Annotated in this window: 9 protein-coding genes; 7 read left to right on the plus strand and 2 right to left on the minus strand. The window is 51.9% G+C overall.

Annotated elements, in window-relative coordinates; genetic code table 11:
• Nucleotides 1–99: 99 nt before the first annotated feature.
• Together ABE504_RS02220 and ABE504_RS02225 are read left to right on the plus strand one after the other, a co-directional pair.
• Nucleotides 100–1,542, plus strand: a complete 1,443-nt coding sequence (locus ABE504_RS02220) for a response regulator transcription factor (RefSeq protein WP_430083855.1) — start codon at nucleotides 100–102, stop codon at nucleotides 1,540–1,542.
• A gap of 24 nt (nucleotides 1,543–1,566) precedes the next feature.
• Entirely contained in the window at nucleotides 1,567–3,357 is a 1,791-nt protein-coding gene (locus ABE504_RS02225) for a sensor histidine kinase (protein WP_430083859.1), read from the plus strand.
• 88 nt (nucleotides 3,358–3,445) lie between these two features.
• Here the strand turns inward: ABE504_RS02225 and ABE504_RS02230 are convergent, their stop codons facing one another.
• Nucleotides 3,446–3,718 carry a hypothetical protein gene (locus ABE504_RS02230; protein ID WP_430083861.1) on the minus strand — a complete coding sequence of 91 codons (273 nt, stop codon included), beginning with the start codon at nucleotides 3,716–3,718 and terminating at the stop codon, nucleotides 3,446–3,448.
• 114 nt (nucleotides 3,719–3,832) lie between these two features.
• A complete protein-coding gene (locus ABE504_RS02235; protein WP_430083865.1) occupies nucleotides 3,833–4,723 on the minus strand; it encodes a helix-turn-helix domain-containing protein in 891 nt (296 codons plus the stop codon).
• Nucleotides 4,724–4,861: 138 nt separating this feature from the next.
• On the opposite strand from ABE504_RS02235, the gene ABE504_RS02240 reads away from it, so the two are divergent.
• The 5 genes from ABE504_RS02240 to ABE504_RS02260 all read left to right on the plus strand — a co-directional run bounded on the left by ABE504_RS02240 (nucleotide 4,862) and on the right by ABE504_RS02260 (nucleotide 12,525).
• A complete protein-coding gene (locus ABE504_RS02240) occupies nucleotides 4,862–7,786 on the plus strand; it encodes a family 78 glycoside hydrolase catalytic domain (protein ID WP_430083868.1) in 2,925 nt (974 codons plus the stop codon).
• A 549-nt stretch (nucleotides 7,787–8,335) separates the two neighbouring features.
• Nucleotides 8,336–9,049: an ABC transporter ATP-binding protein gene (locus ABE504_RS02245; protein WP_430083871.1), complete on the plus strand. Its 714-nt coding sequence runs from the start codon at nucleotides 8,336–8,338 to the stop codon at nucleotides 9,047–9,049.
• A 14-nt stretch (nucleotides 9,050–9,063) separates the two neighbouring features.
• Entirely contained in the window at nucleotides 9,064–10,284 is a 1,221-nt protein-coding gene (locus ABE504_RS02250) for an ABC transporter permease (protein ID WP_430083875.1), read from the plus strand.
• Nucleotides 10,285–10,367: 83 nt separating this feature from the next.
• The gene (locus tag ABE504_RS02255; RefSeq protein WP_430083878.1) at nucleotides 10,368–10,592 is read left to right on the plus strand and encodes a hypothetical protein; all 225 of its coding nucleotides are present in this window, start codon (nucleotides 10,368–10,370) and stop codon (nucleotides 10,590–10,592) included.
• Between the two features lie 169 nt (nucleotides 10,593–10,761).
• Nucleotides 10,762–12,525: a B12-binding domain-containing radical SAM protein gene (locus ABE504_RS02260; protein ID WP_430083881.1), complete on the plus strand. Its 1,764-nt coding sequence runs from the start codon at nucleotides 10,762–10,764 to the stop codon at nucleotides 12,523–12,525.
• Nucleotides 12,526–12,826: the final 301 nt, after the last annotated feature.

A 12,826-nucleotide genomic window follows, 5' to 3' on the forward strand; every position in this document is an offset into this window, starting at 1 on the left:
CAAGGTGCCTGCCTGTCAGGTGCCTTGCTGTTTGGCGCCGTCTTGTGATCTTGCCGTTTAAGCATTAAAATTTGAAAGGTCAGCGCGGAGGGGGTACCTATGCATAGCGTTATTATTATCGATGATGAACCATGGGCGATAAGAGGCATACGAAATGCATTCCAGTGGGAGAAATACGGCTTCGAAATCACAGGCCAATTTACCAGCGTACATAAGGCATTGGCGTTTATAGCCGAGACGTGCCCTGACCTCGTTTTTACAGATATTCGAATGCCGGAAGTATCCGGCCTTGATCTGATGAGAATTACCAAGGAAAAGGGATTGGATGTCGAGTTTGTCGTTGTAAGCGGTTTCGCTGAATTCGCTTATGCGCAGGAGGCGTTACGATACGGCGCGCTGGATTATTGCTTAAAGCCGCTGGATATTGAGATGGCCGACCCGTTAATCGAAAAGCTGGCCCTGCATTTTGCTAAAAAAAGAAGCACGCGAAATCACTTAATCCTGGAGGCGCTCACCTCAGGGGATAAAGGCGAATTGAATCGCCTAACGCCTTTTTTTGAACATTCCTCGGGTGATTACTTCCGTGTGCTTATCCTATACGCCAATGGCGATCACAAAGTTCATCAAGACTTTACGTTCTTCGATCGCAGGCATACGTTAAAAGTTGAATTGGGATCAAGAAAGACGTTATATATTCTCAAAGGTGACCTTAGCTCCGATTGGAAGGATGAATGGAGTCGTTCCGTTGGCACTGAGGCCGGATCCCCGATCAAAGCGGTGGGGATTAGCAGCATGGCGGCGAATTATGATCAGATGGCCAAGCTCATCAAGGAGGCCGATCTCGCAGCGTCTCACATCTTTGTGCATGAGGAGAACGGAGTATTCGAGTATGAACCCAAGCTGACTGTGGTTAAGCCCTTGACAGACGGCATTGCTTCCATGATGCAGGAGAACAGGTTCGATGAAATGGATGATCTCGTTGAGAGGCTCGTACGCTTCTTTAAGCAGCATCAACTGGGTATGGGCGAGGTCGTTTATTTCTGGAACCAGTTGGTAAGCGTGTTGGTCGGCACCTATTACGAAGAGCTGAGGGACATGGAACTCGATTTCCTCAATTATTCCGAATTGAAAGAGCGCTTTGAGAACTTTGAGTCCTTGTGCAGTTTCCTGCATGATATTGTTACGTATATCAAGCAATTAAACAGCCAGCCTGTCCATGAAGGCGACATCCTCGCGCATTTTAACCAGATGGTGAAATATATCGACAATCATTTTCAGACCAAGCTGTACCTGAAGGATTTATCCGTCAAATTTTTTATTAACCAAGTGTATTGCTGCCAACTTTTCAAAAAAAATCTGGGCAAAACGTTTTCGGAATATGTGACGGAATTACGGATTAAAAAAGCTTGTGAATTGTTGAAGCATACGGAATTCTCGATTGAAGAAGTGGCGACCAAAGTGGGGTTCGTCGATTACTATTATTTCAATAAAGTATTTAAGAAGCAGTGCGGAGTTACACCTGCAAAATTCAGAAAAAGCTGATGGATTGGGATCGGAGTGGGGCGTTTGCAGATTAGTAGACTGAAACTGAAGCATCAGATTTTGCTTATTTTTGTATTCACGGTCATCCTTTTCACAACGATGGAATGCTATTTCTATTACAGCTTCTCCAATCTGACCCAGCAAAGGGCAACCAACTACGGGAATAAAATGATTGAACAAACACGTCAGAAGATCGATTCCGTTTTTAAAGATATCGAAGTGAGCACAAGCATCGCGGTGAATAATAAAAAAATTCAAGAATTTACCATCGCGGATGACGATTATAAACGGGCTTTCGACATCGGCCCTTATGTCCTGGATCTCATGGAATCGATGAGGTCCTTTAACTCGTATGTGAACGGCATCGCGATCAATGACGTCGCGGGAAGACGAATTTACAGTTTATCTACGGCAAACAGCGATATATTTTTCTTCAATCAATATGATGCTTTCATCAATGCTTATAAAAATGTGAAGCAAGGAACGTTCACCGATATTTTAAAAGATGAAAAAACTGGAAGCGAATATTTCTTTTACATAGCCCCCATTATTGAAGCGATTGGCGGGATTCATTTCTCCGAACAAACCGGCTATTGCTCGGTCATGGTGAATTCGGAGAAGCTGCAAGAGCTTGTGAAAAATACAGATTTAACGCCTACGTCGACGTTATACATCCTCAACAGCCGAAATGAGGTCATCGCGTCCAACAATTCTAATTTTCGCGGCATTTTATACAAGGACATCCTCTCTGTAGACCGAAGCAGTTTAACAAATGGCGTCAAAACCAACCTTAACGGGGAGGACGTGATCGTGCAGGAAAAGGGCCTGGAGCAGGCCGACGGCTGGCGTATCGTCAGTATCATTCCTGTGCGCGAGCTGACGACCGACATGAACGATATGAAAAGCATGAGCATCATTGCCGGCGTCGGGATCAGTCTGAGTATGCTGCTGCTGGGCTACTTCTTTTTGAACAATTTGACCCGACCGGTCATGGGGCTTGTCGCCGATATGAAAAGAATTGGCACCAGGGACAGAGGCTTTCGGATTAAGGTGCGCTCCACCAATGAAGTTGGCGCTCTGGCGTACGATATTAACTCGATGATTGATCAAATGGAAGAGATGTCCGGCAACATTCTCAATACGCAGGCAAGATTATATGAATCCGAGCTCAGCAAAAAGCAGGCTGAATTCTCCGCGCTGCAAAGCCAGATCAACCCGCATTTTCTGTACAATACGTTAAATTGCATCAGCTCCATCGGACTCGAATACGGCAGTAAGGAAATTGCGCAGATCACTTCATCGATGTCCAAAATTTTTCGCTATAGTATTAAAAAAGACGAACTGGTGTTGATCAGCGAAGAATTGCAATGTGTGCAAGCTTATTTGAATATTATTTCCATCCGCTATGAAAACAAGTTTTCGCTGGAAGTCCACGTGGATGAGCGGCTGTTGGAGAAGAAAACGCCGAAAATGATTTTGCAGCCGATCGTTGAAAATTCCGTCTATCATGGACTTGAACGCATGGATGCAGAGGGACAGCTTTCTGTGCGTGGTTACATCGATGCGAATGGAGATGTCTGTTTTCAAGTTACCGATACCGGGAGAGGGATCGGCCCAGACGAGCTTGAACACTTGAAACATAAACTGAATATGGACTATGCCGAGCGTGTGAGCAGCAGTCCGGACGGGGCAAGCATCGGCCTTTCCAATATCCATAACCGAATCAAGCTGCTGTTTGGCGAAGGGTATGGGGTCGAGATCGACAGCCAATTAGGCCGGGGAACGACGGTGAGCGTTAAGATTCCTCGGATATGAAGGAAGGGTAATAGAAAAACAAATGACCGTTTCCTCGATCTCCTGCTGCGGAGGTCCTGGTAACGGTCATTGTGGTTTATGTCGTGTTTTAGAAGGAAGCGTCTTTTAAAGCGTTGGCGAATACTGAAAAGAAAATAATTGCAATGACGGCATATAGAACAAGGACAATCAGCATAAGAAGCAGGCCGGCCTTCGCATAGTTAGCTTTGTTTTTATTTGTTCCGTCACCGAAAGCCCACACAAATAGCATGATGATATTGACGAGCGGAATACACATAATCAAGCTGGTAATCAGCCAGTTTTTAACCGTCATCACCTGTTCTCTTGGATCTGTACCCAAATTCACTTGATTCATCGACATTCTAAAAATCCCCCTTGGTATATTTGTTAGTTATTCCCACCCCTATTACTATATCTCAAAAGAGATATAACCTAAAGTATTATTTTGAAAATTTTACTAAATAAATTACAATTTTCAGGGAAAACCGACAAAATTTTCACTCCCTCGACCTACCCGATACGCCCCCGGCGTCATCCCGGTCTTCTCCTTGAACACGCGGTAAAACCGTTTTACATCTTGCATCCCTACGGCGGCAGCGATGTCCGCGATGGAGCGGCGCGAGTTCGCCGCATCTTCCAGCAGGCGGCAGCTCAGGTTGATTCGCTCGCTCAGCAGCAGTTCGGAGAAGGAGCAGCCGAGCTGCTCGGCAATCATGCGCTGGAGCTGCCGAACGCCGAGATTAACGGCATCCGAGACGTCGGCCAGCGTCATTTTGTCCCCCAATCGTTCCCGCACCACGCGCAAAATCGTTTCCATTCGATTGTAGACAGGGGCCTCTGCGCTTTCGAGCGCACGCTCCATCTGAATGAAAAGCTGCAGCAGCAGCCCGCACAGCATCGTTTCGTAGCCGGTTCGTTTTTGCTGAAATTCTTCGAATAGCGATGCGAACACAAGGCCAAATTCCCCGGACCGTTCCCGCATGTGCAGCCAGTTGTCGCGTTGAAGCAGCTGCTCCCGAAACCGATACATGCCGAACTGATCCGGCAGAATGGAGGTTAGAAATTGAAACAGCCGTTCGTCAAAAATGCAATTGCTGATCACCAGCGCCTTATTCGGGTCAGCCGAGGCCGGGCGGAAAATGTGCGAGACGCCAATCGGAAGGAAAAACAGGTCGCCCCTGCTTACGCGAATCGTTTCCTCCTCGACATAGTGAAAGCCGCTGCCTTCCACCACGTAGCAAATCTCATAAAAATCGTGCACATGCTCCGGAAGCTCAAAACGCTCCTTCACTTTGTTGACGAAGATGGAGAAGCCGTTCGTGAAAAAATACTCGCCTTTCTCCATCAGTAAATCTGCTTTACGCACTGCCGCCATCTCCTTTTCAGTTCGGCTTTCTTGATGTCATTATATACCCCTTAAATGTCGTGATAAACCCCTAACATTACGAGCCGTATTTTTTAAAATAAAGGAAAGAACGGACTCATCGACAGGAGGTTTACGTGAATGACGAACATAGACTGGCAGGCAAGTTGGATTTGGGGCGAGGGGGAGGCCAGCCCGCGAAATGAATGGCGGTGTTTTCGAAAAACGTTCGAGGTCCCGGCAGCAAATGAAAGCAGAAGCGGTGCTTTGCTCAGCATCACCGCGGATTCGCGATATGTGCTGTATGTGAACGGCACGCGGCTCGGGCGTGGGCCGGTTCGCTCTTGGCCGTCCGAGCTGGCTTACGACCAATACGAGATCGGGCATTTACTGAAGCCCGGTCAGCCGAACACCATCGCGGTGTTGGTGATGCATTTTGGCATCTCCACGTTCTATTATTTACGCGGGCGGGGCGGGCTGCTTGCCCAGGTGCAGGACGGCAGCGGGAACGTGTTGGCGGCCACCGATGCCACCTGGCGGAACGCTGTGCATCTCGGGCACCATCCACGGGCACCGCGGGCATCGTGTCAACATGCATTCGCAGAGTTTGTGGATGCTCGGCTCTGGGATGCCGCGTGGACGAGTGAGCATTTCGACGACACGGCGTGGGCTTCATCTCTTGCACTTGGCGCCGTGGGAATGGCGCCTTGGACAGCACTGAAGCTGCGGGACATTCCGCTGCTCACGGAGGAGACGATCGTGCCGGTGCGCGTAGAGTCGCTGGCGAAAGTAAAGTCTTTCCGAGCGACAGCAACGGTGGACGTTCGGAACGCTTTGGTTGAAGGCAGTGAGAATCATGCGAATCGCAATGTGTTTCTCGGGTATGTGATTACCTCGCTTTATGCGGATCGGGCATGTAAAGCGACGATCGGTTTCGTTCAGTCGAATGAATGCTTGAGAGCCATCAGCGTGAACGGTCGCAGGCTCGAGCAACAGTTCTACGGTTCGAAGCCGGAGCGCTATGTCGATGTGGAGCTGCACGAAGGCGATAATTTGCTGGCCATTGACGTATCCAGCAATATTCATACCGGCAAGCTGCAAGTTGGCGTCTATGCGGACGAGCCGGCCTCCGTGTCGTTTCGGGCGCCGACGTGGCCTGGCCAATCCACCACAGCAGGCGAGAAACTGCTGTCCGACTGGCTGCGCATCGGCCCGTTCGACAGCGTCGAGCTGCTCGATCATCAGCATACGCGAGAGCTGAACGAGGCGCATCCCACGTACGTGGCGCTGCGCGATAAAGCGATCACCCTGGACGACTTGTCGGTATACGGGGAATGGGTGAAGCCGATCGCTGCCGCTCATGTCTCGGAAGCGGACGTCTTCGCGCTCAGCGTCTGGCGCAAGGAGAATGTGAAATATGCGGTGCCTGCGGAGCTGCAGAACGCGGTCATCCCGCATCGCCAGCCAGCGGAAGTTCCGATTTTCGAAGGCTATGATACCGAGGTGCTCTTCGATTTGGGCAAGGAGTACTCTGGCTACCTGCAATTCGAGATTGAAGCGGAAGCGGGGACGGTGCTGGATTGGTACGGTTTTGAATATATGTCGGGCCAGTACCGCCAGGATATGTTCGGGTTGGATCACACGCTGCGCTATGTGGCTTTGGGGGGCCGTGAGCGCTATGAGTCGCCGATTCGCCGGGGGCTTCGCTATTTGACATTGACGGTGCGCGGAGCTGTCAAGCCGGTGAAGATTCACAGCGTAACAATGCTCCAGTCCAATTACCCGGTGGCAGAGGTGGGCTCGTTCACCAGCTCTGACGCGTTGCTTAACGATATCTGGGAAATTTCCCGCCATACGACCAAGCTCTGCATGGAAGACACGTTCGTGGATTGCCCGGCGTTTGAACAAGTGTTCTGGGTCGGCGACAGCCGGAATGAAGCGCTGGTGAGCAATTATTTGTTCGGTGTGCAGGACATCGTGAAGCGCTGTCTGAAGCTGGTTCCTGGCTCGGAGTTCCAGACGCCGCTGTTCGCGGATCAGGTGCCGAGCGGCTGGAGCAGCGTCATTCCGAACTGGACGTTCTTTTGGGCAATCGCGTGCGCGGAGTATTACGAGCAGACGGGAGACCGGGAGTTTGCGGCGGAGATGTATGGGCACATCAAGTTCACCTTGACCCACTACCTCAAGCATATTGACGATAAAGGGCTATTTAACATCAAAGGCTGGAACCTGCTCGACTGGTCGCCAATCGATCAGCCGAATGATGGCGTGGTGACCCATCAAAATATGTTCCTAGTCCACACGCTGAAATCCGGCGCGGCGATGGGGCGTCTGGCCGGGGACGAAGCGGGGGCAGCCGAGCTGGATAAGGCGGCGAATCAACTCCAGGAGGCGATCAACCGCCATCTCTGGAACGAGGAAGCGCAGGCTTACATCGACTGCATTCACGCGGATGGCCGCCGCTCTACGGTGATTTCCATGCAGACGCAGGTGGTCGCGTCGCTAACCGGTGTCGCGCCGAGCGACCGCAAAGCGGTAATCGACACGTATCTCATCGCGCCTCCGACGAATTTCGTTCAAATCGGCAGCCCGTTCATGTCGTTCTTCTATTATGAGGCGCTGGCGAAGCTAGGCGAAACGGAGCTAATGGTGCAAGACATCCGCCGCAACTACGGTCAGATGATTCGCCATAGCGCGACGACATGCTGGGAGCAGTACCCGAATTTCCTCGAAAATCGGGCGAATCCCGACATGCTCAGCCGCAGCCATTGTCACGCCTGGTCGGCGGCGCCGGCCTACTTCCTCGGCCGGGAAGTTCTTGGCGTGCGCAGCCTGACGCCAGGCTGGACCAAGGTCGAGATCGCGCCGATCCCCGGCGATCTGACCTGGGCGAAGGGCAGCGTGCCGCATCCGGCAGGCGGCCGCATCGACGTCGCGTGGACGCTGGATACGTCCACGCAGACGATGACGCTGACCGTCACGTATCCGGAGAACGTGGACGTTCAGATTCGCCTGCCCGAAGGCGTGCAGGGCACCATCAATGAAGTGAAGCTGGGTGTTCTATAGCTGAAAAGAGGTTGCCCTCTTGCAGGGTAATCTACAAGAGGCACAGTTAGCGGTCCCAACGTTTAGGAGACTTGGGGGGCCGCTATCGATTATCGATCCGCGCGCTGCGCGGATTTTTTGTTTGGGATCGAAGCTACGCTGCAGGTTTTCGATGCAGAAGGGCCGCTTCATAGACTCCCAGCTAGGAGCCCCCGCCAGGATGACCTGTAAATCCTACAGCTCTTTTCCCAGAAATCAGTCGAAATCGCCCCATGAACTGCAAAACCTACAGTAACATTTCAAGAAATCGCCCATTTCAGCCACTTTTGAAGGAAAGTTGGGCAAGAGACATGTAGGAAATGCAGGTAATCCCCTGCAATCCCTTCCTTTCTGCGAGATTACATGTAAGAAATGCAGGTAACGGGGGACAGTTTGAACCCAGCGTCCTAGGCGGGGTTCACCTGCCGCAGGAAGTGCCGCAATTTTCTTCTTTTTTATCTTCCCTTCATATATCGGGCATACTTTCGTGATAGGATAGAGGCAAGAAAAGGGAAGAAAGGACGTCACGGAATGCCAGATGAACGATTAGCCTTACTAGACGTATATATCGAACAAGCCGGTTATGAAGAGAAGCCGGATATGATTAAAGGGATTCATTTTACCGTTCGGCAAGGCGAACTCATTGGCTTGCTAGGGCCGAACGGCGCCGGCAAAAGCACGACCATCAAGAGCATCCTCGGGCTTTTGAAAGATTTTAAAGGCAAAATTTCCTTCATGGGTGAAAACAAAACCTACGCGTACATTCCCGAGCATCCCATTCTGTACGATGAGCTGACGCTGTGGGAGCATATGGAGTTCGCGGCTTCGGTTTATGAGCTGGATCGTGCCGTGTTTCTGGAGCGGGCGGACGATCTTTTGCACCGGTTCCGGTTGCAGGATGAAAAGCATCAATTGCCTGGGAAATTTTCCAAAGGGATGCAGCAGAAAATTATGCTCATTCTCGGTTTCCTCAATAAACCGGATGTGTATATCGTGGACGAGCCTTTTATCGGCCTCGATCCGAAGGCCATCAAGGACTTCCTCGGGATGCTGGAGGAGGAGCGTAAGCGTGGCGCCGGTATTCTCATGAGTACGCACGTGCTCGATACGGCCGAGCGGATTTGCTCCTCTTTCGTGCTGCTTTCGGGCGGAAGGCTAGTGGCGAACGGCACGTTGCAGGACATTCAGAAGCAGTGCGACATGCCCGATGCCCCGTTATTTGACTGCTTCCATTCGCTATTATGAGAGGAGACCGCGGTTTGACTAGCAGCTTTCAGCTTTTTACCCGAAGAGTACGCTCGGATTGGAAATTTCAGATTCGCGCCATGCGTATGGCTGTGGACTGGGTCATTGCCATCTATTTCGTCATTCCTGTGCTGCTTGTGGCCGGCTATCATTATTACGCTTGGTACATGACGCCGCCCGCTTGGCTCCATGGGATTTCTGTGCATACCGTCGCTACACTTTGCTATCTATTTACATGGTTGGGCACCTTGCGATACTTTGTTGAGGAGGGGGATCAGTTATTTCTCCGGCAAAATGAAGGCTGGTTCCGCCATCTGATGCATCTCGGCTATCGGTATTCGGTGGCACTGCAGGGCCTCACGTCGCTGCTGGTTACGCTTGTTTTCCTGCCGCTGCTTGTGCCCGTGTATGCGTATAGTGTCTTGCAAGTTGCGTGTTTCTGGCTGCTCATTTATGTGTTCAAATTGAACATCGGATTACTCCGTCAATTGTTGGCACTGCGGTTTCGTGGTTTCATGCTTTGGGTATGGCGTATTGTGATGTTCGCGGTCGGCGTTGCCTTTTTCCAGTTCATCGTGACAGCGCTCGCGGATCATGTGCTCTACTGCTGGGTCTCGATAGCGTTAGGAGCGCTGACGTTCGCGCTGCTGACCCGGGCAAGACTGCGTGCCAGAGGCACCTTTTTTGCCGATGTGGAGAGGGAACGCGATGCGCGGATGCGAATCGTCTCCCTGATGCTCATTCGTGTGATGGAACGCAAAAGGAAGCCAATCCGCAGAACGCCGCTTCTATTTGGCAAATCGCAACGACTGCTGAAAGGCAAGGGAGCCGGCACCGGGATGGCCGAAATGCTGATTAAGTCCTTTTTCAGAAACGGTCTGCAATGGCGGCAATCCATCCAGTTTGCTGTTGCGGTGAGTGCAGCTATATTTCTGCTCCCTGTAGGGATCAAGGTACTTGTCTGGATTCTCGCAGCGGTGCTGCTCGTCTTCTGGCGCAAATCGTTCTGCAAGGACGAGCTTACGACGCCGTTTCTGAACCTATTTCCAATCAAGGATGAGATGAAGCATCAAGCGCTGCAAAAGGCTGTTCCGATTCTCGTGCTCCCAGCATTGATCGTGATTAGCCTCGTTGGAGGACTTTCCTTCTTCACCTGGTGGGGGCCGATTGTTATGGTCGCAGCGGCTTTTCCGATTGCGTATGGGAGCTCGTCGGTGTTTACGAGTTGGTATTGAGCGGGCCCCACGCATACGCCGCCGCCAGAATGGGAACACTTTTCCTATAGGCTGTATTTCACAGTGGAAAAGAGGGAAATCCCATGCTGTTATATCAATTAACGCAGTGGTTTGAAGAACGCTCCGCCCTGCAGGCGTTTTTGCGCAAGGAAGCAACCGATAACGCCAGCGACGTGCATCGCAGAATCGAAGAGGTCGAGCAGCAGCTCTACGCCCATGCGGAGCGGTGGAAGCAGGCGATTGAGGAAGCCTCTTTCTTGCAATTCCCGTACGAGGTTCCGCATTTGGACGACGATATGGTTCTGTAGCAAGCCGCCCTTGGGGCGGTTTGTTGCGTTTTGGGGGCATTGAACCCCGATGCCGCTTCAAGACAGCCGCGACCGGATCTGTTCCGGGGGACGGCGGCTTTGTTGAATTCTCATTTTTCGTGTAAAATGAGAGGGCACGATATCTGAGAATAGAACGAGGTTTATAACCATGAAAGTACTTGTAACAACCCTGAATGCCAAATACATCCATACCTCCTTGGCGCTGCGCTATCTGAAAGCGTTTTGCGAGAAGGATTTTGACGTAGAAATCGCGGAATATACGATCAAAGATCCGGTCATGAACGTCGTCTCCGACATTTATCAGAAGGCGCCGGATGTGCTGGGCTTTTCGTGTTATATATGGAACATTGAAGAAACCATTCACATTATTAAAATGATCAAAAAAATCCGCCCGGAAATTCTCATCGTCCTTGGCGGACCCGAAGTATCCTATGACACGGACTACTGGATGAAGCGCATCCCTGAGGTTGATTTCATCGTCATGGGGGAAGGGGAAGAGACGTTCCACCAACTGCTGACGGAGATCTCCACGACGCGCAAGTATCATTTTGTCTATGGGCTGGCGTACCGCAAAGAGGATGAGGTTGTGCTCATGCCGGGCAGGCCGAAGCTCAAGCTGGACGATATTCCGTCGCCGCACCGGTTTAAAGAAGATGTACCAAGCCTCGCGAATCGGGTTGTGTATTTTGAGACGAGCCGCGGCTGTCCGTTCTCGTGCCAGTTCTGCCTCTCCAGTATCGAGGTGGGGGTGCGGTATTTTGACATCGAGCGGACGAAGGCCGATATTTTGTACCTGATCGATGCCGGCGCGAAACTGATCAAGTTCGTCGACCGGACGTTCAATATCAAGCGGGATTATGCGATGGAAATTTTTGAATTTCTGATCGCAAACCATCGCGGCACGGTGTTCCAGTTCGAGATTACCGCCGACATCATGCGGCCGGAGGTGCTGGATTATTTGGCGGAGCATGCGCCGCCAGGCATCTTCCGCTTCGAAATCGGCGTGCAGTCGACGAACGATACGACAAACGAGCTTGTGCAGCGCAGACAGAATTTTGCCAAGCTGACACGTACCGTCTCGAAAGTGAAGCACAGCCTGAAAATCGACCAGCATCTCGACCTCATCGCCGGCTTGCCGGAGGAGGACTACAATTCGTTCCGCAAGACGTTCAACGACGTGTTTGCGCTGGGGCCGGAAGAGCTGCAGCTCGGCTTCCTCAAAATGCTGCGCGGCACCGGCATGCGGGCCGACGCCGAGAAATACGGCTATGTCTACATGGACCATGCCCCGTATGAAATTCTCGGCAACGACATCCTGCCGTTTACCGATCTCATCCGCATCAAGCGCGTCGAAGACGTGCTGGAAAAATACTGGAACGCCCACCGCATGGACCATACGGTGAAGTATTTGATCGCGAACGAGTTCGAGTCGGCGTTCGATTTCTTCCAGGAGTTCGGCGACTACTGGGAAGCGCGCGGCTGGCAAAAGATCGGGCACCAGCTCGAAGATCTGTTTACACGCCTGCGTGACTTCCTGCTGCACCGCGGAACGGACAATTACCCCATCATCGAAGCCTTGATGAAGCTGGACTATTTCCTCGGCCACAAATACAAGCCGCGGAAAATCTGGTGGGACTTCTCCCTGGAGAAGTCCGAGCAGAACGCGTATCTCCGCTTGCTGGCGGAGGAGCCGGGCCGCGTGAGCGGAGACTTCGCCAGTCTCCGCATCAGCGAAAAAGACCTCCACAAGCACACGGTGGTGGAGGTGCTGCCCTTCGCTTTGCAGGCGTACCTGCAAAGCGGGGAGATCGACGAGCGCAGCCACGAGCTGCTCGTCGTGCATTTCCCGCCGGATGCTGGCGCACCGGCGAGCTTTTATACGATGCCGCTGCAGGAGCTGGCGGCACTTTAATGCGTAAGCCGCATGCCTTCGGGTATGCGGCTTTTTTTGCATGGCGGCCTGCTGCGCCGCCCGCTGTCCTCTGCTTTTGCAGTCGTTATGCTTGCTGCCGCCAGCGTCTAACTATCACGGTGCTCGCCACCGCCCTCCCCGCAAACCAGTTCATCCCCCAGCGCCGCTGCTCCCAAACGAACTGGAATTCCTCCAGTTCATTTCGCAATTTCGCCCATAATGGGGGACTTAACTGGAATTCTTCCAGTCTATGTGTCCTTTTGGCGGCCAATCCCCAGAAACGGCTGAATGAGCTGGAGGT

The organism is Paenibacillus oryzisoli (assembly GCF_050467285.1).
Classification (GTDB): domain Bacteria; phylum Bacillota; class Bacilli; order Paenibacillales; family NBRC-103111; genus Paenibacillus_E; species Paenibacillus_E oryzisoli_A.

Excerpts from the sequence above, each read along its gene's own strand:
- ABE504_RS02220 (WP_430083855.1), top strand. The coding sequence starts at position 100 with ATGCATAGCGTTATTATTATCGATGATGAACCATGGGCGATAAGAGGC.
- ABE504_RS02230 (WP_430083861.1), bottom strand. The coding sequence starts at position 3,718 with ATGTCGATGAATCAAGTGAATTTGGGTACAGATCCAAGAGAACAGGTG.
- ABE504_RS02240 (WP_430083868.1), top strand. The coding sequence starts at position 4,862 with ATGACGAACATAGACTGGCAGGCAAGTTGGATTTGGGGCGAGGGGGAG.
- ABE504_RS02245 (WP_430083871.1), top strand. The coding sequence starts at position 8,336 with ATGCCAGATGAACGATTAGCCTTACTAGACGTATATATCGAACAAGCC.
- ABE504_RS02255 (WP_430083878.1), top strand. The coding sequence starts at position 10,368 with ATGCTGTTATATCAATTAACGCAGTGGTTTGAAGAACGCTCCGCCCTG.
- ABE504_RS02260 (WP_430083881.1), top strand. The coding sequence starts at position 10,762 with ATGAAAGTACTTGTAACAACCCTGAATGCCAAATACATCCATACCTCC.